This window comes from Winogradskyella sp. (assembly GCF_025210595.1).
Classification (GTDB): Bacteria; Bacteroidota; Bacteroidia; order Flavobacteriales; family Flavobacteriaceae; genus Winogradskyella.
In genome coordinates this window covers 1-25,764 of sequence record NZ_JAOARH010000029.1, presented here as the reverse complement: position 1 = coordinate 25,764, position 25,764 = coordinate 1, and the positions used below count along the sequence as shown (strand labels likewise).

Genomic DNA, 25,764 nt, shown 5'->3' with positions numbered 1-25,764 from the left:
TAAATAAATTACTGTCTAAGTAAATAAGTCCTTTAGCGCCATTTGCTTTTGCAGCTTCTCTTTTACTTGATAATGATTGACGACCATTGGACCATTTTGTATCTTCTTTATTTCCTGAAGTTATATAATTGCCGTCGGCATCTTTAGGTTCTCCAGCTTTAGCTAAAACTATTTTATTTTTTACATCTAAATTCTTGTAATCTGAATAGTTATCTGCATCAATTCCGTAGCCTACATAAACAATTTCAGAAACAGAAATCTCAATATTACCAGAAGCTCTTAAAACAATATGGTCATCAAAACTTTTAAAAGCTGTTCCGTTTACTGTGATTTTTGCTTCAGATACACTTTGCTTTTCTAAAGCGACTTCTTGAAAATAATCATCATTTCCTAGAGGTGAAGGTATATTTAAGGCTTTGTATTGAGTTTTTAAATATTCTACAGCCACTTTTTGTCCCTTTTCGCCTGTCTCTCTTCCTTCAAATTCATCTGAAGCATATTTATAGAGCATTTCTTTTAATTCTTCTTTAGTAATTGTAGAAGCATATTTAGTAGGATCTACTTTTTTTGCTTCATTCATTTGCATTGAAGAATTGCTTTTAGATGACGTTGATGAACCACAACCAACAATTATTGCGGTTAAGCAAAACAATAATAATAACTTTTTCATTTCAATTTAATTGTGTGTTAATGATTTAACCAATATATTATATGGTTAAAGGGTAAAATTACAAAAATTGCTGACAGCAATACGTTAAGGCTATTTTTCTTTTAGGGGACTTTAAAACTAAATGATTTCGCTTTTTAAACGATTTGGCGAGTTAGCCAAATACCATGCTGTAGAAAAAATTAGTTTTGTGCGTTTAGCCAAAAGCGGATAATTAATTTTATCTGGTGTATCTGTAGGTTTTGTATAATCTTCATGCTCGCCATTAAAAAAGAATACAACAGGAATGTTTTTTAGTGCAAAATTGTAATGATCTGACCTGTAATAATAACGATTGTGATCATTTTCTTCATTATACTTGTAGTCTAAATTAAGGTTTACAAAACTAGAATTAGCCTCTTGAATTATAAAATGAAGCTCTGTACTGATACGATCAGCTCCAATAACATATATATAATCTTCGTTGTCTTTATGCCTTTTATCTACACGACCAATCATATCTATATTTAAAGTACTTACCGTGTTTTCTATAGGAAATATTGGATTGTCTGTATAGTAGCGAGAGCCGTGAAGTCCAACTTCTTCGGCAGTAACATGCAAAAATACAACACTGCGTTTTGGTCTATAGCCATCATTCGCGGCTTTTTTAAAAGCTTCAGCCATTTCAAATACAGCAGCTGTACCAGAACCATTATCGTCTGCTCCAGGATATATTTTACCTTCAACAATACCCTCATGATCTGAGTGTGCGGTAATGTATATATATTCATTAGGAAACTCTGATCCTTCAATATAGGCTATAACATTTTGAGATTCATTTAAATCGTCTGGTAAGGCTTCTTTAGGAACTTTTTGATAATAATCTGGATGAGATTCAGGTGCTTTTATGTTTAATGAGTCATAATAGCTTCTAATATAGTTGCACACATCATTGTGCCCTTTTTCACCTGTCATTCGGCCTTGGTACTTGTCTGAAGAAATTTCTTCAACATGAGATTTTAAGTCTTCTGTGTTTATGGTATTTAGATATTGCGTAACAATACTTTCATTATCGTAAGAAATACTGTTTTTAAGATTTTCGATTTTTTTACTATGCCTAAGTGTAGCACACGAACCAACAAGAATAAGTGCAGATGCAACTAATACTTTCATGAAATAACGTTATTTAAGCAATATCTCTAATTTGTTTGTTCCTAAATATTTAGGAGAAGAGAATAAGATGTTTTTTGTCTAACTAATTGATTTGCGTAAAAGTAAGTTAAAAGTGTGTAATAATTTATTTTATTACAAATCATTTTTCACTATAAATCTTCATCTATATCTAAATCCTCAAGAATTTCTTTAGAATCCTCTAGGTTTTCTTCATCGCGTTGTTCTAATTGTTTAATATCACCAACTTCTGAAGTGTAGTAGACGCTTTTGTATATTGTTAAAACCAAAGCAATGATTATCATTAAAAAAATATACTGAATAGTCTTTGTTTTATGTTTTTCTTTTTTTGAAATGAATACTAGTGTTAATCCACAAATAAAGCCCACTATAATTGGTGCTATTGCTAAATTAGAAAATGGTGTTACTGTTAAAATTACAGCTAAGATTGCTGCTATAAACCCTAAAATGATAAATAGTTTTTTCATTCTATTTCTTTACTTTATTATATTTTTTGAATCTTAATTTTTAATGCTTTAATCCTTCTACAGATTTAATTTTTAATTCTCCATTGCCAACCGGAATTTTAAATTTTGCATATACAGGAATTTTATTTGCATCAGCCGTTAACCATAATAAATTAGAATCATTACCTTTTAATAGATCACTACCTTTTATAGATATTGCTAGTTTATAGCATTCTTTTTTTCCAATTTTTGTGGATATGGTTTCCTTGCCGATATATTTTAGTGTTATGGTAGATTCTTTATTATCAAAAAGTACAGTAAAGTCTTGTTGGTCGCCAGGATTAGCTTTATGTATATCTAAACTTCTAATGTAATATAAGGTGCTTACAATATCTTTAGTAGAGGGTTTTATTTTTACATTTTTTTTCTCCTCCCAAATGTCACCGTCTTTTCTTTTTTTGCGTTTTAAACTCTTTACCAATTTGGCTTTGTGGTTATACTTGTACTGCATAAACTTATAATAACCACCTTCGCTAATATCTCTTTTATAAAGGTAAGGTGTTAAAGTTTTTGGGTTTACGTAGCTTTCGTATAAATCTCTAATTTTAAAAAAATTATCCCATTCTTTATAGGTTGCAGCAGTACATTTTAATCGCATTAAAGTACTCTTAGATGTTTTAACTTCACTTGTTTCCATCTTTACTTCTGCAATATCAGTTAACAAGCCAGACATGTTATAAGATGCTGAAAAAACAAGTTTTTCACCAAAAGCAATAGTTTTATTTTGTGCCATCATTAAAACACTTGAAAAAAGCGAGAGTGCTAAAATGTAATATTTCATAGAGATTGATTTGAGATAATAACGTTACACTAACATATATTGTGCCGAAAATACGATGCTTAATTTAATGTTACTAATTTTATTTTCAATCAGATATTAAATTTTATAAAAAAACTATTAAAAAATCTTTGGCTAGATCAAAAAGGGTTTTATATTTGCATCCGCATTCGGAGAAATGGCAGAGTGGTCGAATGCACTGGTCTTGAAAACCAGCGAGGGTCACACCTCCGGGGGTTCGAATCCCTCTTTCTCCGCAAAGAGTTCCTTTTTTAAGGAACTCTTTTTTGTTTATACTATATCTTTGTGTAAAAAACCTAAGATGTCTATAATAGATAAATTAAAGTGGCGCTATGCCACAAAGAAGTTCGATGCTTCAAAAACACTTTCCAAAGACCAACTTCAAATAATTAAAGAAGCGTTTAATCTAACCGCACTTTCTTTTGGTTTACAAACATTAAAAATGGTGATTGTAGAAGATAAAGAAATACGAGAGCAATTGATTGAGCATTCTTATGGACAACGACAAGTTGCAGATGCATCTCATTTGCTAATACTTTGTATTAAAAACGATATAAATGATAGTGATGTAGATGAGCATTTTAATACTGTTAAAAATGTAAGAAATACTCCAGATAGTATCCTAGAACCATTTAAAAATGGAATGAAGACTACAATTAATAATATGTCATTAGATAAAAAAGTAGATTGGGCCACAAGGCAAGCTTATATTGCTTTAGGAAATTTAATGACTGTTTGTGCTGTAGAAGGTATAGATGGTTGTCCTATGGAAGGCTTTGTACCAACAGAGGTAGATAAAGTTTTAAATCTAGATAAATATGGTTTACAATCAGTCTTAATGCTGCCTATAGGATATAGGGCAAAAGACGATATGTTTGCTGAACTTAAAAAAGTAAGAAAACCTATATCAGAAACTATTATAGAATTATAAAATACCCTTCTGAAAAGTAATTCAAAAGTTTATATTTGTTAGAGATATTTTAACAAATAAGTTTATGCCAGGATTTGAATTATTTAGTGATTTAGAACGTAAAGAAGTTAATGATGTTTTAGATAATGGTGTTTTAATGCGTTATGGTTTTGATGGCATGCGCAAAGGACACTGGAAAGCTAAAGAATTAGAAGCTGAACTTTCTAAAACATTTCACTCTAATTATGTTCAGTTGGTGTCTAGTGGCACAGCTGCAGTATCTGTTGCATTAGCTTCAGCCGGAATAGGAGCTGGTGATGAGGTTATAATGCCAACATTCACTTTTGTGGCAAGTTTTGAAGCAATAATGATGCTTGGTGCTATACCTGTACTAGTAGATATTGATGATACATTAACCTTAGACCCAAAAGCTGTAGAATCAGCCGTTACCTCAAAAACAAAAGCAGTGATGCTTGTGCAGATGTGTGGTAGTATGGGTAATATGGATGCTCTTAGAGAAATTTGTAATACACATAACTTAATATTTGTTGAAGATGCTTGTCAAGCCATAGGTGGAAGTTACAAAGGAAAACCTCTAGGAAGTATTGCTGATTTGGGTTGCTTTTCTTTCGATTTTGTAAAAACAATAACCTGTGGTGAAGGTGGAGCAGTAGTTACTAATAATAAAGAATACTATATTAATGCAGATCATTTTTCAGATCATGGTCATGACCATATTGGTAATGATAGAGGAGCAGAAACACATCCGTTTTTAGGCTATAACTTTAGAGTTTCTGAGTTAAATGCTGCTGTAGGTTTGGCTCAAGTAAGACGTTTGCCAGAGTTTATAGATATTCAAAAAAGAAATTATTCTATTATTAGAGAAGCGCTTTCTCAACTCCCTGAAGTTACTTTTAGAACTGTGCCAGAAGGAGGTGAAGAAAGTTATGCCTTTTTAAATTTCTTTTTGCCAGATTTAGATACTGCAAGAAAAGTTTCTGTTAAGTTTAAAGAACATGGTTTAGATGCTTGTTTTCATTATTACGATAATAATTGGCATTACATAAGAAAATGGGATCACCTTAAAGACCTTAAATCTTTATTCCCGATTTCGCAAGAAGTAAAAGAAGGCTTAAAGTACCTACAAACAAAAACCTTTACACAGTCAGATGCATATATAGCACGTAATATTTCATGTCTTATTAAATTATCCTGGACCGAAGAAGAGGTAAGAGCACGTGCTCAAAAAATGGTTAAAATTATAAAAGAGAGTATTTAATAATTTACATACTCAACAATCTCTAAGCCATAGCCTATCATACCAACACGTTTTGTTTGAAGGCTGTTTGACAGGAGTTTGAGCTTACTTATTTTTAAGTCATGTAATATTTGAGCTCCAATTCCAAAATCCTTAGAGTCCATTTGTATTCTAGGTGCTTTTACCAATTTACCTTCTATTTGGTTTTCTTTTAATACAGATAAACGCGAAAGCAAATTCATGGACTGTGCTTGCTGATTAATAAAAATTATAGCTCCCTTGCCTTCAGTATTAATAACATTAAACATGTTATCTAATTTTTTATCGGCATTATTAGTTAAGGTTCCTAAAATATCGTTGTTAACTAATGTGGCGTTAACTCTAGTAAGTATAGAATCACCAGAAGACCAATTACCTTTAGTTAAAGCAATATGTACTTGGTTATTAGTTGTTTGTAAATAAGCCCTTAATCTAAATTTACCAAAGCGTGTTTGTATATCGAAATCTTCTTTTTTCTCAATTAAAGAATCGTATTCCATACGATAGGCTACAAGATCTTCAATAGAAACTATTTTTAAATCAAATCTTTCAGCGACTTCCATAAGTTGAGGTAAGCGTGCCATAGAGCCATCTTCGTTCATTATTTCTACGATAACTCCAGCTGGTTCAAAACCAGCTAAACGTGCAAAGTCAATAGCTGCTTCTGTATGTCCTGTACGCCTTAAAACTCCACCTTCTTTAGCAACTAAAGGAAAAATATGACCTGGTCTGGCCAACTCAAAAGGACGAGTGTCTTTTTTTACAAGTGCTTTTATAGTTTTTGCTCTATCGCTTGCAGAAATACCAGTACTAACACCATTTCCTCTTAAATCTACCGATACTGTAAAGGCAGTTTCCATAGGATCTGTGTTGTTTCTTACCATCATGTTTAGCTCAAGCTCATCGCATCTGTCTTCAGTTAATGGAGCACAGATTAACCCTCTTCCATGTCTAGCCATAAAGTTAATCATCTCTGGCGTTACTTTTTCTGCTGCTGCTATAAAGTCACCTTCATTTTCACGATTTTCATCATCTACAACAATGATTACTTTGCCTTGGCGAATGTCGTTAATGGCTTCTTCAATAGTATTTAATCTGGTCTTTGTTTCCATATAATAATCACTACAAAATTTGTGAGGCTAAGATACGTTTATTTTATGTTCTGAATACAACTTTGGTAGAAGTCGTTATCAATCTTATTTCTAAGAATTAAATATTTTAATGGATAGAGTGGAAGCGATAGAATAAGCACAATTGGATTAATGCGCTTACCTTTTTCATCAATAGTTTTATAGAATTTAGAATATACATAAGCATCAACAACTACATAAATTGTAAAGAAAACAAATGCAATGATGCTTAGACTAAGCGATGCTTCGGCTATTTCTGGTAATTTGTTGTTTTTGCAGATAAAATGTAATCCTAATAAAGCACCACCTATAATAAAACTTACTAAACTAGTCTTAGAATAATCTTTATAGTCTTGCAATAAGCGTTTACCCTCTATAATTTTTTCATTAACTTCTAGCCCTTCTTTTACTAAGCTTTCTAAGGCAATATTTCTATTTAATAAGTTGTGTAAAGCAATTTTTTTAGGTTTTTTGTCTAAATCATAATCATCTTGCTTTTTTATGATATTTACTAATTCTTCTATTGAATACTTTTTGTAATAGTTATAGGATTTAGTTTCGCTCTCAGAAAGTTGTAATTTGTTTTTAGGTGTGAATAATCGTTTTAGAGGAACAATTATAGCATCAAATTGAAAAACTCCTTTATCATTTGTGGCTCTAGTAGTTAAATAAATACTTAAAGGAAGCATTACTGCTGTAGAAAGCCATGAGCCTATAATAGGATTAAAACCACCTTTTTCGGCACTGTTTTTAGCGAAAATCCCGAAGAAATGATACGTTAAAAATAGTACAATGGCCACAACTATAGGTAAGCCTAAACCACCTTTACGGATTAAAGCTCCTAGAGGTGCACCAACAAAAAATAAGATAATACACGCAATTGCTAGAACAAATTTGTCATGAAAAGCTATGATGTGTTTCTTTAAATGAATAGATTTTTTTTCAAAGTTATTTTGGTTAGAATCTATAATCTGTTTTGTACTATTGGCAGAGTTAAGTGCAAGATTCACAATTTGGGTTTTTTTACTTACAGGAAAAAGATCTAAGACATTACCTGTATACAATGAATCTTTATCAGTATTTATATTTAGGTTAAGTGCAGCATAAGTAGAACGACTATAAAGTGTATTGGATAAAATTTTATAATCTTTTTGTTGTTGGCCTTTTAAACTATCAATAGCATAATTAAGTTGATTGATAGTTAACATGTTATGACGACCTTTATAATTTTTTTCGTCTAAATCATCATTGTTAAGAATCTCTAAATCAACATTAAAAATGTAATTGTCAAAGTAGCTTTTAGCATGTGGTTTGTTTACATTTTTACGAGCATCTCTATTTACAATTTCTTCATAATAATTACCATTTATAAGTTCTAATTGAAGAATATTAGAATCTTCACTACTTTTTAATTCTCCCTTTTCGGATATAATGACTTTGTAATTGCCATTTTTTACATTGTTTTTGTCGTGAATAATAACACCTTCAAGAAACTGCCCTCGGTCACCAGTTTTTTTATCAACTTTTATATTAATATTACCTATCTCGTTAAATTGGCCTTCTGCAATTGCTAATGCAGGTTTTACTTTTGCAATATTTCGTCTTAAGTTGTAAAAATTATATTCTCCCCAAGGAATAACATTGTTTGCAAAAAAGAAGCATCCAATACCAAGAGCAACAATAAAAACACTAAGACTTCGCATAGCACGTTGCAAGGAAATTCCGGTAGATTTCATTGCAGCAAACTCATAGTTTTCTGCAAAATTTCCAAACACCATTATAGATGAAAGCAAAATGGTTAGCGGTACAACCAAAGGAATAAGCTTTGGCATATAATACAAAATAAATTTTGCCGTAACAGATATGTCTAACTTTTTACCAGCAAGTTCAGCAATATAAAGCCAGACACCTTGTAGTACAAAGATGAACATGAATATAATAAAGACGCTAAAAAACGTCCTTAAAAATGTGATAAGAATGTACCTATCTAGTATTTTCATAGAGTAGTCGCGAGTGCGATCATCTTTTTTAAAATTAAACTTTAATCAATTCTATTGATAAAGTAATCTTCATATTTACTTTCGTCAAAAGTAAACAAGGTTTTTGAGATAGGCTGGTCGGTTTTAAAAGAATTAACAGTTAATGTTGTTTTTGTTCCGTTTTTACCAACTTCTATAAGATTGTAAATGTGTTTTGTTGTAGCGTCTATACCTAAAAGCACATGTTTTATTTCAGAATTGGCATCCATAGGAATTAATTTTACATACTGAATTTTTCTACCTTTTACATTTTGAGTAATATCCATCTTAAAGGTATAACCATCTTCATAAAAAGATAGCATTTCACTAGGTGTAATGGTGCCTTCTTCATCTGTATTGTCTGAAGAAATGGTTACTTCTTCATCTTCAGGACTTATGGTGTATAAGGTTTTACCATCATAGATTCTAGTAATTCCTAAAATGTTCAGTTTGTATTTTTCTCCTTCAATAACAACATCTCCTCGAGTTTCTTGTTTAATATTTTCGCTAACATTGTTTAGTTCGTATTTAAAATCTAAGCTCACATTATCATAGCTTTTTATCTTGCTACTAACTTCTGTTAATAACGCTTCTGCTTTGGCATCATTTTGAGCAAAACTTGTAATTCCGAGAGTAATAAATGCTATTAAAAATAATTTTTTCATGTTTAATTTTTATAATTTAATGCTATTCTATAGCTATAGTTTTTATTTACTAAATTTTTCTACTGTAAAGTTATTGACGTTATGATTTTTCGCTTTCTAATAATTGATCCAAAGCTACTAAATCAGGTACTAATACTTGCCTTGCTTTACTACCTTCAAAAGAACCAACAATGCCTGCAGCTTCTAATTGATCAATAATTCTACCGGCTCTATTATAACCTAATTTTAGTTTCCGTTGTAATAAAGAAGCCGAACCTTGTTGTGCTGTTACAATAATTTCGGCAGCTTCTCTAAACAATTTGTCTCTGTCCGATATGTCTATATCAAGATTTGTGCCACCTTCTTCACCGACGTATTCTGGCAGTAAATGTGCATCTGGATATGCTTTTTGTGAACCTATAAATTCTGTAATCTTTTCAACTTCTGGCGTGTCAACAAAAGCACATTGCAAACGTATTAAATCGTTACCTTGGGTATATAACATATCACCTCTACCAATAAGTTGGTCTGCACCAGCACCGTCTAAAATGGTGCGTGAATCGATTTTACTAGTAACTCTAAAAGCAATACGTGCTGGAAAATTAGCTTTTATAATACCTGTAATTACATTTACAGAAGGACGCTGTGTAGCAATGATGAGGTGTATACCAATAGCACGTGCTAATTGTGCCAATCTGGCAATTGGCGTTTCTACTTCTTTACCAGCTGTCATTATTAAATCGGCAAACTCATCAACAACTAATACGATGTAAGGTAAAAATTTATGACCGTCATTTGGGTTTAGTTTTCTCTCCTTAAACTTTTTGTTGTACTCAGCGATATTTCTACAAAAAGCATTTTTTAGCATTTCGTAACGATTGTCCATTTCAATACAAAGTGAGTTAAGCGTATTAATAACTTTAGTATTGTCTGTTATGATTGCATCTTCACTATCTGGTAATTTAGCCAAGTAATGACGTTCTATTTTATTGAATAATGTTAATTCTACCTTTTTAGGATCTACAAGTACAAATTTAACTTCTGCAGGATGCTTTTTATATAACAACGAGGTTAATACGGCATTTAAACCAACAGATTTACCTTGTCCTGTAGCACCAGCCATAAGTAAGTGTGGCATCTTAGCTAAATCTACAACAAAGGTTTCGTTACTAATGGTTTTACCAAAAGCAATTGGTAATTGCATTTGTGATTGCTGAAACTTTTTAGAGGCAATAACAGAACGCATAGATACAATTTTTGCCTTTTTATTAGGTACTTCTATACCTATTGTACCTTTACCTGGAATAGGTGCAATGATTCTAATGCCAAGTGCAGCAAGTGATAGCGCAATATCATCCTCTAAATTTTTAATTTTAGAAATTCTGATACCTGCTTCTGGTACAATTTCATAAAGAGTTACTGTAGGTCCTATGGTAGCTTTTATACTACTAATGCCAATTTTATAATTAAGAAGTGTTTCAACAATTCTGTTTTTGTTTTCTTCGAGTTCTTCTTGATCTATAGATATACCTTCGTTGTCGTATTTTTTTAATAAATCTAAATGTGGAAATTGGTAGTTACTCAATTCTAGAGTAGGATCGAATTGACCAAAATTTTCCACAAGTTTATCTGCCAGATTATCGGTTTCAGATTTTTCTTCAGCAATGGTTTCAACTTCAACTTCTAATTCTGGAGTATCAATAGTTTCTTCTTTAGGTTTATTGTCAACTTCAATATTTAATGTTTCAGTTTTAAGATTAGGTTTTGAATGCTTGTTTATTGTAGGCTCTGTTTTTTCTAACGGAATTTCGAACGCAGATTTTATAGCTTCAGCTTCTTCGGTTAAGCTATTGTCAATAATTACGGGTTGTGATTCATTTTCAGAATCTGAAGCCATATCGTCTTTAAATTCGCTCTTTGCACTACTAAATAATTTAACAAACGTATCTCCAGTAACCTTAAATCTTAGTGCTAAATAAGCTATAAGACCAAATAATAATAATAGAGCAGTGCCTATTTTACCAATATAGTCTTGAAAGAAATGATTCATTTCAAAACCAATAGTGCCACCAAGGCTATCATATTTATGCGTAAAGAAGCCAAAGAAAATAGAAAACCAGATTACAATTAATGTTCCCCAAATCCAATGTTTTCTAAGTTTAGTTTTTTTAAGATTAAGGCTAACATAAATACCTGAAAGAAAAATTAAACCTGAAAAAATAAATGATGGAATACCAAAGCCTTTACTGATAAAGAGTTCGCTAATCCATGCACCTAATTGACTTGCCCAATTTTTATAAGCATCTGAACGCTCTGGAAAATTGCTTAAAGCACTTTGATCTTCTTTACCTGTAAAAATGAATGATAAGAATGAAGTAAAAAGTAATATACCCAGAATAATCAGTAAACTTCCGAAAATAAGTTTTTGCTGATTAGATAGTTTAAAAGAAGGTTTTTTAATTCTTGCCTTCGTTTTAGACTTTGTTTTGGTTGTATTTCTTTTTTTAGTTGTCTTTTTTGCCATACTTACTTTCCATATAAATGGAAATTTCAAATTTATTTATAATCTTTTGCTTTTATAGAAATGCCATTGGCATATTCTTTTATGACATTTAACTTGTCTGCTAGTTCAGAGCCTTCAAATCCTGAAATATCTTTTGCTTCTATATTAGAATTGTAATATTCTAAATATTTACTTGCTAAAGGTAAATAAGACCAATGCCATTTTTCTTCATTATAACCTGTTCTGCCATTAGTTTTTTTATTGGTATATACCTGATAAAATCCAAACCTATTCGCATTAGATTTTAACCATTTATATACACTTAAGCCTTTTCCGGTGTTAAAATACGAATTATTTAAACTATTCAAATCTATATCTGTTCCCCAATGATGCCTAGATGTACTTGGCATAGAACTATATTCTAATATTTTCTTAGATCTATCAATAGGATTTAAGTTGTTGTATTTTTTCCATTTTCGTTCCCAAATGGTTTTTTGTTCATAATAATTTCGTGTTCCAGATAGTATTTTTAAATCAATGCCTTCCTTTTTAGCAGAATCCGCCATTCTTAAAAAGGCTTTGTAAGCCATTGTATTAATAAATATTTCTTTAGTTGCGTGTTTTAAATCTACCTTAACAAAGGTAGAATCGACTTTATAATTAAACTTTCCTAAAACAAAATTTTTGGTAATGCTTAAAGTATCTTCTAAATGCATATTTACTACAGGTTGGCTAACAACTTCAATTTCTGTTTTTGTTGTAATTGGAGTAGAAGTGTTTTTAGACCTATTTTGACAACTTAACATAATTAAGCTTAAAATAAATATTAGTGTAAGTTGCTTCATTTTAATTTGTGATATAACTAATATTGGGTTTGAACCAAATTTATAACGCTTTCTGTAATACGTTTGTTATTTAAAAAATCTTTGGAATGTAAATAATTCCAGCAATGATTACAGCTACAATTGAAGCAATAAAAACAGCACCTGCAGAAATGTCTTTAATGAGCCCAATTTTTGGATGATGCTCTGGGTGAATAAAATCTGCAATATATTCTACAGCAGTATTAACACCTTCAATACTCATTACTAATCCTATCATTGCAATTTGGGCTATCCACTCTGTTGTTGATATTTCGTAGTAAAAACCAGCAAAAGTTATAACAATAGCTATAACCGCTTGTATTTTAATACTAGACTCAGTTTTTAGTAAAATAATCATGCCTTTAAAGGCAAAACCTACACTTTTAAGTCTATTAATAACAAAAGGTTCTTTTTTCTGCATATATCTTTTTTAAGATAAGCTATTTAATGCATTAGTATAATTTGGCTCGTCAGCAATTTCAGAAACTTGCTCTGTATATATAATAGTACCATCAGTATCAATAACAACAATACAACGCGATAAAAGTGTTTCTAAAGCTCCATTAGTAAAGGTTAGCCCATAGTCATTACCAAATTTACCTGTTTTATAATCAGATAAATTTATAACATTATCTAAGCCTTCAGCACCACAAAAACGAGCCATAGCAAAAGGTAAATCTTTAGAAATACATAATACTTTGGTATTTTCTATTTGATTGGCTTTTTCGTTAAATGTTCTTACCGATTGTGCACATGTGCCAGTATCTATACTTGGAAAGATATTTAGTACTAATCTATAGCCTTTATAGTCTGAAATAGATTTATCTTTTAATTCGGTATTTGTAAGTTTAAAATCTGGCGCTTTACTACCAACTTCTGGTAGGCTTCCAATGGTTTCTATAGGTGTTCCGCCTAGTGTTATATTAGCCATAATAATTTTGTTTTTTGAATGTTAAATTTAAATATATTCTAGATTTTAATGAATAATGTTTGTCTAAAATATAATTAAAAAGAGGTCATTTAAAAATTGATTTTTAAATGACCTCTTTTTTAATCTATTATGAATTAATTACTCAAAGGATATTGAAAGAGCTTTAAGTATTAACTCAGCAGGAATTGCAAAACCAAGGCCTTCTACTCCAAATCCAGATAATTTAGCATTAACAACACCAAGTAAGTCTCCTTTATTATTAATTAAAGGGCCTCCACTATTACCATTATTTACACTAGCATCAGTTTGAATAAGTTGAACTTCTTGATTACTTCTTTCTCCAGAAATAATTCCTTTACTTAAAGTTTGTCCTAACTCAATTGTTTTTGGTGTACCAATTGCAAATATATCTTCACCAATAGTGTAGCTTTTTTCATTAGGGATATTAAAATGTACATCAAAAGAAGTATCAACTTTTAAAAGAGCTAGATCTAATTCTTCATTTTGACGAATTAATTTGGCTTTTAATTCAGAGCCGTCTTTGAAGATGATATTAATGTCATCTTTAGAACTTGCTACTACGTGAAAATTAGTTATAATATAACCGTCATTACTAATTTTGAATCCACTTCCGTGACCTTCTTTAACTTTTACGGTTACAGAAGAATTTATAGCATCAGGAAGGCTTTGTATAGTATTGCCTTTTTTTAGGTTTATAATATCTAATTTACTTTCTTGTTGTTTTCCTTTTTTTAATAGCTTTTTAACTTGATTGCTTGATATAAACTTTAAGAAAGAGGCTGATATAGCATCTTTCACAGCTAGAGTAACTGCATCTGAAGAATAATAATTATAAGAAAACTCTCCGGAAAGAGACTTGTATTTCTTTTCATACTTTGTTTGCTTATAAATGTCTTGAAATTCCCATTCTATTGTAACCTCTGCTTTAACAAAGCTCATATATCTTCTTGCTGCTGACTGATAGACATGTTGAAGGTCTAATTCTTTAATTGTAGCACTAAGGTATGCTGAATTGGTTTTACTTTTAAAAATAGTGTTTGTAGTATCTGTGTATTTATAATTAACCAGAATTTCATTGAGTGCATCTGTAAAAATTGAATTGTCAAAATTCAGCTTATCACTATTTGAATCTACTTCTTTAAATTTGTTTTTCTTATTCTTTTTTAAAGAACGATGTCTAATTTTTCTAACTTTTAAATTCTCTTCGTCAATATCAAAAGCTGTATTTGAAACAAATAGATATTTATCATCTTCATTTTTAATTTTAATAGGAATTAGTTTTTCTCTAACACTAACCTCTTTTTTATAATTAAAACTTTTAATGCCATAATCTGTAAAAGGAGGATAAAATAAAACACCAAAAGGCACCCAAGATAAAATATGTAAAGGTGATTTTTGATTTTGATAATGAACAATATATTGATCTTTATAACCTTCTGTCTCAATACGTATTTGTTTTACGCCTCCATCTCTCTTCATCTTAGATTTAACTGATCGACCTGAACCTTGCTTTGTGTCATTGACATAAACAACAGATTTCGAATTTTTTGTTCTTACAGAAATGTTTTTTTGAACTTTGCCGTTCAAAATAGACGCACAATTGTTAAATAAAATAGGTACGACTAATAGAAAAATGAAAATTTTTTTCATAATTGATGGACAGTTTGATTAATTTGTAAGCAATATAATATTATCTCTTTTTTTACTCAAGTATATGTAAATTAATTATTCTTAATTCATTTAGAATTTGTTAAAAAGTATTTTATTTAGATTAACTGCATTGCATATAGATCTGTTAATCACTATCTCAAATCAGTATCAATTTATTTTCAAAGTTAATCTATAGTTATTACCATAATTTTAGTTTTTATAACCCAATAGATTGCGACATTATTTAAGTTTTTAGTACTACAAAATGAATCATTGTAAATGGCAACCTTTATAAATATATAATGCTTTGGTGTTTTCTATTTGATTGGTTTTTTTTTGACGTTTGATTTTGTGGAGATACTTTTAGAGATTTCTAAGATGAAGAGCCAAAATAGTCATTAAATAACTATTAAAACCTACCAACAAATCCTATTTGATTACCTGAAAAAGTAAAGTTCCATGTAACTTTATTTTTATTAGGTTTTATTATATCAAATGTGTTTTCTTTAAATAAAAATTTATCGACACTATCAACAACTATGATGCTTAGAACTGTACTAAAAGCTATATCTGTTAACCAGTGTGCATCATCTACAAGTCTAGAAATTGGAGGTATAGCACCTATTGTATAGATACCTATTTTTGTCCAAGTATTTTTAAATTGCTTTGCTATAGAATGAGCCATTGTAATAGATAATACAGTATGTCCTGAGGGAAATGATCTATATCTAGAGCTATTAGCAAATGGTTTAAAATCTAGATAATTGCCAGAACTTGGTCGGGCTCTACCAATTGCATTTTTTGAAAAAGTTTGAATTAATCCTGTTGTTATAGAAGAGGTAATTATTAGAATGCTTGTTCTTCTTATCTTCTCATTTTTAGTAAATAATCCAAAACCGTACAGTCCAGCATTTGCAATAAAATAATTTTGTGGACTCCCAAAATACCATCCAAAATCCCTAATAATCTTAGGGAAATCATTAGTGTTATTCTTAAAAAAGACCCGAACAGGTTTGTCAGCAAAACTTAAAGAAGCAGAACCAAATAACAAAGTACCTAATGTTTCAAAATCTTTTTTCTGCCAATGAAGTGGCTTAGTAAAACTATATGCAACACCCTTAGCGGTAAGCTTTGTGTCTTGCTTAAGCATCTGCCAAACATTAGATGTGTCTTTAGTTTTTTTGAATTCATTAATTTGAGAAAAACTAGAGAGACTAAAAAATAAGCTTAAAACAAAAAGAGCGAATTTTTTTAATATGATTTTAGCGTAATTCAGCACCAAGTTTATTTTCAAAGTTAGATTGAAGCTTGTTCATTATCTTATCAATCTGTTTATCGGTAAGCGTTTTGTTTTCGTCTTGTAATGTAAAACTTACGGCATAACTCTTTTTACCAGCTGGTAGATTTTTACCTTCATAAACGTCGAATAAATTAATACTTTTTAGTAACTGTTTTTCAGTTTGTTTAGAGATGGTAAATATATCTTCAAACGTTACGTTATTATCTAAAAGTAAAGCAAAATCTCTACGAACTTCAGGATACTTAGGGATTTCAGTAAACTTAATTTTATTGTGTTGTGCCATCTCTAGCACATTGTCCCAATTAAAATCTGCAAAAAGTACATTTTGAGAAATTCCAAAGTGTTTTAAAACCGATTTTTTTACCAACCCAAAATCTACAAGTTTCTTTTTACCTAAAGAAAAGCTCATACCTTCACTTAGTATGCTAGATTTTGTAGGTGAAGATTTTAATCGGTTAAGACCTAAACGTTGTAAAACTGTTTCAATAGTTCCTTTTAAGTAAAAGAAATCACTAGGAGTAACAGTAGTGTTCCAACGTTCTTCAGTTTTGTTTCCAGAAACAAATAGTGATAGATGTTTGTGCTCTTCTCGTGTATCAGAATACTGATGGTACGTTTTACCAAACTCAAACAATTTTAAATCACTTCGTTTTCTATTGATGTTATGAGATATAGCTTCTAAACCAGAAAACAATAGTGATTGACGCATTACTTCTAAATCGTTACTTAAAGGATTTAGCATTTTAACATTATGATCTGCGCTTAAATCCTCACTCAATTCAACATATTTAGGTGATGTTAATGAGTTAGCCATAATCTCAAAGAACCCTTGAGCAGCAAGTTGATTGCCAATTACGTTTTGAAGTTTATAATCTTCAAAACGAGACGAGTTAGAGATAGAAGCGTTTAACTTTTCTGTGGTTTTTATATTGTTATAACCATAAACTCTCAATATTTCTTCAATAATATCAGCTTCGCGTTGTACATCATTCCTAAAAGCAGGTACAGTAAGTCCTAAACCTGTTTCTGTAACATTATTAACTTTGATTTCTAATGACGTTAAAATGCTTTTTATGGTTTCTCTCGGAATTTCTTCACCAATCAGTTTTTTTGCATTTTCAAAACTCAATACAACTTGAAAATCTTCAATCTTGGTAGGATAAGCATCAGAAATATCGCTAGTAATTTCACCACCAGCAATTTCTACAATCATTAAAGCAGCACGCTTTAAGGCATATTTGGTAAAGTTAGGATCTATTCCTCTTTCAAATCTAAAAGATGCATCTGTGTTTAAACCATGACGTTTAGCAGTTTTTCTAACACTAACAGGGTCAAAATACGCACTTTCTAAGAAGATATTTGTTGTTGCTTCTGTAACGCCAGAATCTATTCCGCCAAATACACCAGCAATACACATTGGTTTTTCTGCATCGCAAATCATTAGATCGTCCTCATGTAGTTCTCTTTCAACTTCATCTAATGTGGTAAACTTTGTGCCAGCTTTACAGGTTTTAACTTCAATTTTGTTTCCAGTTACTTTATTAGCATCAAAAGCATGCAAAGGCTGTCCAAGCTCATGTAGTACATAATTAGTAATGTCTACAATATTATTAATAGGAGCCAAACCAATAGATTTTAAACGATGTTGCAACCAATTTGGTGAAGCTTCAACTTTTACACCAGAAATGGTAACACCACAATAACGCGGACACTTTTCTTTATTCTGTACATCAACATCTATTTTTAAAGATCTTGTGTCTACGTGGTAAGACATTACAGAAGGTGATATTAACTCTAAGTTAACGTCTTTTTGTAACAGACCAGCTTTAAGATCTCTAGCCACACCATAATGGCTCATAGCATCTGCACGATTTGGTGTTAAACCAATTTCAAAAATATCATCATTTTCAACTTCAAAAACTTCAGAAGCAGGAGTACCAACTTTTAAGTCAGCATTTAGTACCATAATACCATCGTGAGATTCACCAAGGCCAAGTTCGTCCTCAGCGCATATCATACCGAAGCTTTCTTCACCACGAATTTTACCTTTTTTTATCTTCCAAGCTTCTCCTTCGGCAGAATATAGAGTTGTGCCAATGGTTGCAACAGGCACTTTTTGACCAGCAGCTACGTTTGGTGCACCACAAACAATTTGTACTGGTTGTTCTTCACCAATATTAACTGTAGTTACTTTTAAACGATCTGCATTTGGGTGTTGTGTACAGGTTAAAACCTCACCAACAACAATCCCTTTTAGTCCTCCTTTTACAGATTCGTAACGTTCAATGCCTTCAATTTCTAAACCAAGATCTGTTAGTAATTCGCCAGTTTTCTCGGCATTCCAATCTATCTTAATAAACTGTTTAAGCCAGTTGTATGATATCTTCATGTGCTGTTTTATTCAAGCCACAAAGATAAAAATACTTGTGGCAAATGAAATACGAACTTTGCTTTTTTATGTAAGGTATTTGTTGTTATTTCGAACTTTATATAAACTCAAATTATTATGCGATATATTCTCGGCTTTTTGGTAACCCTGTTAATGTTTTCTTGTAAGAATGAATCTAAAGTAGAAACAGCAAAAGAAAACCAGTTAAAAACCGGAACTTACCGAGCGGTTTTGCAAACTAAGGATAACCAACAATTGCCTTTTGTCTTTGAGGTTGAATCTAAAGATAAACTGAAAATATATAATGCAGATGAAGTGATTGAAGTAGATGAAATTAAATACCGTAATGATTCTGTTTTTATAACCACACCTGTATTTGAAGGCTATATTGCTACCACTTTTGAAGGTGATAATTTAAAAGGTAGCTTTATAAAAGAGAGTTTAAATCGTGTTGTACCGATTACGATTGAGTATGATAATGATAAGCGATTTATGGTTAATAAAGATGCCAGTCAAGATGTTTCAGGTATTTGGGAAACCGTTTTTAGTAAAGGTGTTGAAGGCGATGAGTATATAGCCAAAGGTGTTTTTAAGCAACAAGGGAACAAAGTAACAGGCACTTTTAGAACAACAACAGGCGATTACCGCTATCTTGAAGGAGTAGTAGATGGAGACCAAATGAAGCTCTCTACTTTTGATGGTGCACATGCCTTTTTGTTTACTGCAAAAGTCTCTGACTCTACAATGGAAGGCACTTTTTATTCTGGTAACCACTGGAAAGAACCATTTATAGCTAAACGTAATAAAGATTATCAATTGCCAAGTGCTAATACGCTTACATATTTAAAGGAAGGTTATGATAGTATTGATTTTGTGTTTCCGAATACTTCAGATGAATTGGTAGGTCTTAAAGACGATAGATTTAAAGATAAGGTTGTGATTGTGCAGATTATGGGAACTTGGTGTCCTAACTGTTTAGACGAAAGTAAGTACTATGCTGAGTATTATAAAACGCATAAAGATAAAGACCTAGAGTTTATAGCCTTAGCGTTTGAATATGCCAAAGACAAAGAAACAGCTTTTAGTCGTATAGACCGATTAATGGCAGACGTTGGTATAGAATATCCTGTGCTTTTAGCACAATATGGTACTTCTAATAAAGAAAAGGCGCAAGAAAAACTACCAATGCTCAACCATGTGTTGTCTTATCCAACATCTATTTTTATAGATAAAAAAGGAAAAGTGCGTAAAATACATACAGGTTTTAATGGACCAGCTACTGGAGAAAAATATATTGAGTTTAAGACTGAGTTTGAAAATTTTGTAGCTGAGTTGTTAGTAGAATGATAGTAAAGCTATTTTTTTCTAGTTTTATACATTAGTCTGTGTTAACTTATATTTATCTGAATTGTTTATTATTTCAGATTTAATAACCTCGTAATTTTCAATTTCTTTTGGTATTGAAATTTTTCCATTAGATGTGAAAAAGTCATAATTTTTAGATTTAATTATAATTTCATTTGAAGTGATTGAGGTAGATTCAATTTCGTTAAATTTTATAGTCTGATTGAACTTAACTCCGTATCTGTGTTCGTTTCTTGATACACCAACTTTATTCATTAAGTTTAATTTTTCTTTATCTAATAATCTAGAAATTGATTCATCTGAAAATACGAAGTAAGTTAAGCCTATTATGTTTTTAATTTGTGATAAACTAGATGCATAAATTATTCCTAAAATTATTAAGAAGACAATACTTAGTGGAGGCATTAAAATTTTATGTACACCATAAGAGGAAGTAAAAGCAAACATTGCAATGAGAAAAATTACTAAGGTAATTGAGCTAATTCTCATTTTCTTTTTTGTTTCTCTTTTTACATATTCATCAATGTACTCTTCTCTTATGTTGTATTTTATCATTTTTTAAATATTTGGTTAATGAAATTCCTTTTTTTAATTCAGTTTGCTTTATATTTTTTGAATACTCTGCATTATAAATAACAATACACTATGTACAGTTGAGTGTTTGTGGCTAATTGGTAGTATCTAAAGTACGAAAAAAACAAGCTAATAGCGTGCTCCATAAAACATAATGGTAGATGAATTCCTTTAAAGGAAATGATAAAAACCTTTTGAAGGAATTATATATACTTGTGGTTTTTTACTCAAACAATTATTAATTAGGTATTGTGTTAGGGTTAATTTTCCTTTTTTATAATTCTTAAAATTCGCTTGTACATTATTTCAGATAAGCTCCAATTATAGCCATTAAAGTTTGTGGTATTTGTAAACTGAATTATTACGGTATCAATATCTTCGTGATATTTAGCAATAGTTTGAAAACCAGGTATCATACCTGTATGTTCGTATTTGTAAAGAGACTCATAAAGCGTTTGTTCTTCTTTATTTTTGAAAACGGATCCGTTATTTAAGGCTCGAATAAATGCTCCCAAATCTTCTGCTGTTGCTAGCATTAAACCGTTATCATCTGCTTTTAAGTCGAATTCATACCCAACATAATACCCACTCATTACATCATCTAAATTAACATCTTTAATAGATCCGTATGTGTTTTTTAGATTTAAGGGTTCTAAAATCTCTTTTTGAATGAAGTTAAATTTTACTTCACCAGTAATTTTCTCAATAATTTTTGAAAGCAATAGATAATTCGTGTTACTGTACTTAAATTTTTTATTAGGCTTAAAGTGAGCAGGTTTGTCAAGTACCAACTCTAATCGTTCTTTATCAGTTTCTTTAGGATGAGACCAATAATCATTAAATCTAGTATAATCAGGAATACCACTACGATGTTGCACTAACATTCTTACCGTAATTTTATCCATATTTTCTATTCGCCCAGTAAGTTCTGGAAAATAATAGTCTAGCGTTTTATCTAAAGAGATTCGATCTTGATAGGCTAATTTGGTAATGGCAAGAGCGGTATATAATTTACCAACACTTGCTATTTTGAATAGCGAGTTTGGGTCGGTTGGTGTTTTGCTTTCTCTGTTTTTGTAACCAGAGGTATAAAATTTGGGTTCATTTTCCTTATTATCTACATAAACAATAATTCCATCAAAGCCATAGTCAGCTGCTTTATCTACTTGTTCTTGAGCAGTATTAGGTAAAGCGGCTAATCTGGCTTTAATTAATGGCCAAGGAATGAAGTACATTGAAACTAGCGTGCCAAAAAGTAATATAAATCGTATAATCATTTTTGTTTTCACTTTATTCATTATTTATTGTATTATAAATTTTTTAGCATTTGAAGGAATTCACTTTTTTCAATCTTTCCACTTGCGTAATTAAGCATTTTTCCTTGTGAATCAACAATGATTGTTGTTGGTGTAGCATTAACATTATAGTGTTTTACAAGTGCTTTTGTGTTTGGATTGTCTATATCAATCATAACAGGTGTAAATTGTGAATTGATAATATTTTCAACTTCCTTATCTGCAAAAACTTTACGTTTCATAATTCTGCAAGGCACACACCATTTTCCGGTGAAAAATAAGATTGTTTCTTTGCCAGAATTGTTATTGAGTTTTTCAACAGAAGTAATTTCATTATTCCATTTTATATGGTTAGAAGGAACATAAAATGAGTACCAAGCATAAACGAGAGAAACTACAAGAAAAGTAAGCCAAAACCATCTCCAAAACGGATGAGTTTTTGATTTTACAGGTGTTAGTGTATTATCTGTTATTTTCATTTATAATAGTAAGTTTTGCAATACAAAATTCAGTAATGAAAATCAATCCATTTAATTTTGCTTACCCAGTTGTTGTTTTTTTGTGATGAGCTGTTAAAATTAATCACATTGGTTTTGCATAGCCTAAGGATAAGAGTTTAAAGTTCTTTACAAAAAATACCTTTTTCCATTAATAAGGATTCAATTTTTGAAACGATATTATGTTTTGTAACAATCCTTAAAATTTTATCACAATCTTCAAAATCAAAATCTATTTTATCAATTTCTTTAAACTCAGATAGAATCTCTCTGGTGGCATTTTCTAAATCTTCATTTAGGTTTGTTTTAAAAACTAAAATCATAATCAGTATTCAATTAATCTCTAAGTTTTTAATCTCTTTCTTTTAACTTGAAAAGTTTAGTAAGCTGATAAATTCCATAGGCAGGAAGTATCACTCTAAAAATGTTTAAAATTCCCCATAATTTTAGCTTTGATGGAATTTGCTCTGCTGCAACACTATTTTCATTAAAAACAGGAACATTAATTGCTGTAATAATGTACACAGAAATAGCATAGGTAATTAAAAATGCAATAAAAGCATTCCAAACAATTTTTTTCTGAATTGGGTTTGTCATAAATCCAGATTTTTTAATTACCAGAAATATAAATCCAATCATCACAATTGTTGAAGTAGGAAAATGAAAAACACCAGCATCAACTACGTGATGAAATTTTCTAAAATTTTCGGCATTAGTGACAATGTCACCTATTAACCAGTTTGTTACATACGTTATTTGTTCAAATAATTCTACAATGCATAGTCCTATTAATGAAATAAAGGTAATCATTAACCATCTAAAGTCTCTTTTTGATTTTACAGTAATCATCTTTTGATATTTTAAAATTGATGCTGCAAAAGTAGTTTGACAATACTTACTTAATGATACTAAAAACGAGGGAATAATTATTGAAAACTATGTTTTTTATTGGTTTCTAAAGCTTGTCGGAGAAAGGTTTGTATGTTTTTTAAAGAAATTGATAAAGTTAGAAGTTGCACTAAAACCAAGTTTATCTGCAATTTGGTCTATTGAGTTTGATGATTGTAATAATAAAGTAGAGGCTTCTAAAATTATGTATTCGCTTATTATTTTTTTAGCAGTTTTATTTCTTACTTTTTTTACGCATTCTGATAAATAAACTGTGCTTATATTTAGTTTGTTTGCGTAAAAATCTAAAGTATGTCTAGAGTGCGAATGTTTTCTAATAAGGCTTTCAAAAGAAAAAGCAATTTGATGTGCTCTTGTTTTTAAACTATTTTTAATACTTCCGTCAAAAAATGATTTTCTAGCTTCAAAAAGTAATATGTTTAAATACGAACGTATTATTTCTTCATTTTCGTCACCGAAATCCTGAAATAATGAATATATTTTTTCAATTAATTCTTTAAAAATAGATTGATTCTCACTTAAAAAGTAAAAAGGCGAGTAGTTTAAATTAAAGTATGGAAATTTTTGTTGCAATTCAAAATTAGAAAATCCATTTTTTAAAAATGAAACATCAAAAACCAGCATATAACCATTTGAGATAGTATCAACACTTTTTACATCAACAGTTAGCGTTTGTAAAGGTGCTAAAAAAGAAATAAGTGTTTTGTCTTTTGAAGAAAAGGGTGAATCATCTATGATAATATCAGCATTGTATTGATTAGAGAAAAAGATTTGAAAAAAATCACATTTTCTAGAGATGGTTTTAAAAGGGAGTTCATTTAAATGATCTTCAAATTTTAAAACATGAAATTCATTGCTTTTTTGATAGTTCCCAACATTTATGGAATCTAATAATGAAGTAATATTTTTATAACCCTTCATAAGTGTTTAATTGAACATAACATTATGTGATTGTTACATGTTTGTAAAACTAATCTAGCAAACATTAACAAGCCAGAGAAAGATAAAAAAGAATTTTTATGGTAGGTGAGTATTAGTAATTAGTTGTCACTATTTTTTAATTCATAAATAACGCCTTCTTGTCCATCAAAATCAAAATTCTCTTTAAATTTCATACCTATTTTTTCTAGAACTTTTATTGAGCCTATATTTTCTTTCATAGCTCTGCCAACTATTGTTTCAATTTTAAGTTTATTGAAGCCAAATTCAAGACACTTTTTTGCGGTCTCAGTTGCATAACCTTTGTTCCAATAGTTTTTAAAAAACCTAAACCCAATATCGAATTCGTTTTTTTCTTGACTATATTTAAGTCCGCACCAACCAATAAATTTTAATGTGGTTTTGTCAATAACAGCAAGTCGTCCAACTCCATATTTGTCATATTGGTCGTAGTTTGTTAAAAACTCAATTGAAGACTGTAAGTTTTTAAATGGTTGGTCTCCTGTATATTTTAAAACTTCATCGTCTAGATTTAAATTATAGAAATCGGTTGCGTCTTCTTTTGTAAGCCTACGCATTATTGTTCTTTCTGTTTCTATGATTTTCATTTTGCTAGCGTACTTGTCTTTTTATTTTAAATATTGTTAGTAATAGTTCATCCCAATCTTTTTCGGTTCGTATCATTTTTAGAAATCTTAAATTCATAAATCCATTTTCATTAAATTCAAGTTTGTTGAGTTTATAATCAATCAATTTTTCAAGTTCTGGTGTTATCTTAACTACTTTATTAAGCAAATTCTTGTTCTTTGAAACAATCTGAAATCTATCGTTAATTTTTATGCTTTTTTTATTAGTGAATTTGTTAGAAAGTAGTCTGAATAAGTTTTTTCGTTCTAATCTTATTTTGTTAAAACTTTGAATCGATGTCTTTGTTTTGAAATCTATTATTTCTTGATAAACAGAATCTTTTGGAATAAATCCTGATGATACATTTATTAACTTTCTTTCTCCTTTTATTTTTATTTCTGAATTTTCATAAGATCCATTTATTTCGAAATTCAAAAAATAGCTGTTAAAATCTTCTTTTAAATCTAACTTAAACTTATTAGAAAAGTTAACTATTTCATTTGTAATTGACTCAAATTCCAAGTAAAATTTAGATTTTTTTTCTTTTTCTATTGGAGCGGATTTGAGTGTCATATTTTATGTGAATTATGCATCATTAATCTGTTATATCCTCTAGTTACTGGTTTAAAGTTACTATTTTTTGGCTACACTTCTTTAGCAATTTCTAGTGGATTTTGGATGTAGTTGAATCCGTAGTAATTGTGGTTATTCCATTTTTTAAAATTGTTTGCAATTGTCTCTGTTATTTTAGATGCGTGGGT

At 30.2% G+C, this 25,764-nt stretch carries 24 protein-coding genes, 1 tRNA gene and 1 pseudogene; 4 read left to right on the top strand and 22 right to left on the bottom strand.

The window, feature by feature from the left end:
* From N4A42_RS02610 to N4A42_RS02595, 4 genes and pseudogenes are all read right to left on the bottom strand, one after another.
* Positions 1-670, bottom strand: a pseudogene (locus N4A42_RS02610) (peptidase); the annotation flags it as partial.
* 117 nt (positions 671-787) lie between these two features.
* Complete coding sequence (locus N4A42_RS02605; protein ID WP_294069449.1) at positions 788-1,819, bottom strand: M28 family metallopeptidase; 1,032 nt, start codon at positions 1,817-1,819, stop codon at positions 788-790.
* 149 nt (positions 1,820-1,968) lie between these two features.
* The gene (locus tag N4A42_RS02600; protein WP_294069446.1) at positions 1,969-2,304 is read right to left on the bottom strand and encodes an FUSC family protein; all 336 of its coding nucleotides are present in this window, start codon (positions 2,302-2,304) and stop codon (positions 1,969-1,971) included.
* 40 nt (positions 2,305-2,344) lie between these two features.
* Positions 2,345-3,124, bottom strand: a complete 780-nt coding sequence (locus tag N4A42_RS02595; RefSeq protein ID WP_294069443.1) for a DUF3108 domain-containing protein — start codon at positions 3,122-3,124, stop codon at positions 2,345-2,347.
* A 169-nt stretch (positions 3,125-3,293) separates the two neighbouring features.
* Here N4A42_RS02595 and N4A42_RS02590 point away from each other — a divergent pair.
* From N4A42_RS02590 to N4A42_RS02580, 3 genes are all read left to right on the top strand, one after another.
* Positions 3,294-3,378 (top strand) — tRNA-Ser (locus N4A42_RS02590).
* 65 nt (positions 3,379-3,443) lie between these two features.
* Positions 3,444-4,073, top strand: a complete 630-nt coding sequence (locus N4A42_RS02585; RefSeq protein WP_294069441.1) for an NAD(P)H-dependent oxidoreductase — start codon at positions 3,444-3,446, stop codon at positions 4,071-4,073.
* Positions 4,074-4,137: 64 nt separating this feature from the next.
* Positions 4,138-5,331, top strand: coding sequence for a DegT/DnrJ/EryC1/StrS aminotransferase family protein (locus tag N4A42_RS02580; RefSeq protein ID WP_294069439.1), 1,194 nt, complete (start codon positions 4,138-4,140; stop codon positions 5,329-5,331).
* Here N4A42_RS02580 and ribB read toward each other — a convergent pair.
* The 10 genes from ribB to pheT form a co-directional block, all read right to left on the bottom strand.
* The gene (gene ribB, locus N4A42_RS02575; RefSeq protein ID WP_294069436.1) at positions 5,328-6,461 is read right to left on the bottom strand and encodes a 3,4-dihydroxy-2-butanone-4-phosphate synthase; all 1,134 of its coding nucleotides are present in this window, start codon (positions 6,459-6,461) and stop codon (positions 5,328-5,330) included. The genes N4A42_RS02580 and ribB overlap by 4 nt on opposite strands.
* A gap of 38 nt (positions 6,462-6,499) precedes the next feature.
* Positions 6,500-8,479 (bottom strand): LptF/LptG family permease, encoded by a 1,980-nt coding sequence (locus N4A42_RS02570; protein ID WP_294069433.1) that lies wholly within the window; start codon positions 8,477-8,479, stop codon positions 6,500-6,502.
* A gap of 41 nt (positions 8,480-8,520) precedes the next feature.
* Positions 8,521-9,162, bottom strand: a complete 642-nt coding sequence (locus tag N4A42_RS02565) for an outer membrane lipoprotein carrier protein LolA (RefSeq protein ID WP_294069430.1) — start codon at positions 9,160-9,162, stop codon at positions 8,521-8,523.
* 79 nt (positions 9,163-9,241) lie between these two features.
* Complete coding sequence (locus tag N4A42_RS02560) at positions 9,242-11,665, bottom strand: DNA translocase FtsK (RefSeq protein WP_294069452.1); 2,424 nt, start codon at positions 11,663-11,665, stop codon at positions 9,242-9,244.
* Positions 11,666-11,697: 32 nt separating this feature from the next.
* Positions 11,698-12,489: a M15 family metallopeptidase gene (locus tag N4A42_RS02555; protein ID WP_294069427.1), complete on the bottom strand. Its 792-nt coding sequence runs from the start codon at positions 12,487-12,489 to the stop codon at positions 11,698-11,700.
* Positions 12,490-12,559: 70 nt separating this feature from the next.
* Complete coding sequence (locus tag N4A42_RS02550; RefSeq protein ID WP_294069424.1) at positions 12,560-12,928, bottom strand: diacylglycerol kinase; 369 nt, start codon at positions 12,926-12,928, stop codon at positions 12,560-12,562.
* A 9-nt stretch (positions 12,929-12,937) separates the two neighbouring features.
* Positions 12,938-13,438 (bottom strand): thiol peroxidase, encoded by a 501-nt coding sequence (gene tpx, locus N4A42_RS02545; RefSeq protein WP_294069421.1) that lies wholly within the window; start codon positions 13,436-13,438, stop codon positions 12,938-12,940.
* A 138-nt stretch (positions 13,439-13,576) separates the two neighbouring features.
* Positions 13,577-15,109, bottom strand: a complete 1,533-nt coding sequence (locus N4A42_RS02540; RefSeq protein WP_294069418.1) for a trypsin-like peptidase domain-containing protein — start codon at positions 15,107-15,109, stop codon at positions 13,577-13,579.
* Positions 15,110-15,518: 409 nt separating this feature from the next.
* A complete protein-coding gene (locus N4A42_RS02535; protein WP_294069416.1) occupies positions 15,519-16,259 on the bottom strand; it encodes a phosphatase PAP2 family protein in 741 nt (246 codons plus the stop codon).
* Between the two features lie 112 nt (positions 16,260-16,371).
* A complete protein-coding gene (gene pheT, locus N4A42_RS02530) occupies positions 16,372-18,798 on the bottom strand; it encodes a phenylalanine--tRNA ligase subunit beta (RefSeq protein ID WP_294069414.1) in 2,427 nt (808 codons plus the stop codon).
* Between the two features lie 117 nt (positions 18,799-18,915).
* Here pheT and N4A42_RS02525 point away from each other — a divergent pair, with 117 nt between their 5' ends.
* Entirely contained in the window at positions 18,916-20,145 is a 1,230-nt protein-coding gene (locus tag N4A42_RS02525; RefSeq protein ID WP_294069411.1) for a TlpA disulfide reductase family protein, read from the top strand.
* A 24-nt stretch (positions 20,146-20,169) separates the two neighbouring features.
* Here N4A42_RS02525 and N4A42_RS02520 read toward each other — a convergent pair whose 3' ends face one another.
* The 8 genes from N4A42_RS02520 to N4A42_RS02485 all read right to left on the bottom strand — a co-directional run bounded on the left by N4A42_RS02520 (position 20,170) and on the right by N4A42_RS02485 (position 25,576).
* Positions 20,170-20,718: a hypothetical protein gene (locus N4A42_RS02520; RefSeq protein ID WP_294069409.1), complete on the bottom strand. Its 549-nt coding sequence runs from the start codon at positions 20,716-20,718 to the stop codon at positions 20,170-20,172.
* Positions 20,719-20,996: 278 nt separating this feature from the next.
* A complete protein-coding gene (locus tag N4A42_RS02515) occupies positions 20,997-22,034 on the bottom strand; it encodes a serine hydrolase (RefSeq protein ID WP_294069407.1) in 1,038 nt (345 codons plus the stop codon).
* An 11-nt stretch (positions 22,035-22,045) separates the two neighbouring features.
* Complete coding sequence (locus tag N4A42_RS02510) at positions 22,046-22,510, bottom strand: thioredoxin family protein (protein WP_294069405.1); 465 nt, start codon at positions 22,508-22,510, stop codon at positions 22,046-22,048.
* A 137-nt stretch (positions 22,511-22,647) separates the two neighbouring features.
* A complete protein-coding gene (locus tag N4A42_RS02505) occupies positions 22,648-22,851 on the bottom strand; it encodes a hypothetical protein (protein WP_294069404.1) in 204 nt (67 codons plus the stop codon).
* A 28-nt stretch (positions 22,852-22,879) separates the two neighbouring features.
* The gene (locus N4A42_RS02500; RefSeq protein WP_294069402.1) at positions 22,880-23,377 is read right to left on the bottom strand and encodes a hypothetical protein; all 498 of its coding nucleotides are present in this window, start codon (positions 23,375-23,377) and stop codon (positions 22,880-22,882) included.
* Positions 23,378-23,473: 96 nt separating this feature from the next.
* Positions 23,474-24,358: a helix-turn-helix domain-containing protein gene (locus N4A42_RS02495; protein WP_294069400.1), complete on the bottom strand. Its 885-nt coding sequence runs from the start codon at positions 24,356-24,358 to the stop codon at positions 23,474-23,476.
* A 119-nt stretch (positions 24,359-24,477) separates the two neighbouring features.
* On the bottom strand, positions 24,478-24,984 hold the full coding sequence (locus tag N4A42_RS02490; protein WP_294069398.1) for a GNAT family N-acetyltransferase: 507 nt from the start codon (positions 24,982-24,984) through the stop codon (positions 24,478-24,480).
* Positions 24,985-24,988: 4 nt separating this feature from the next.
* Positions 24,989-25,576 carry a hypothetical protein gene (locus tag N4A42_RS02485; RefSeq protein ID WP_294069396.1) on the bottom strand — a complete coding sequence of 196 codons (588 nt, stop codon included), beginning with the start codon at positions 25,574-25,576 and terminating at the stop codon, positions 24,989-24,991.
* Positions 25,577-25,764: the final 188 nt, after the last annotated feature.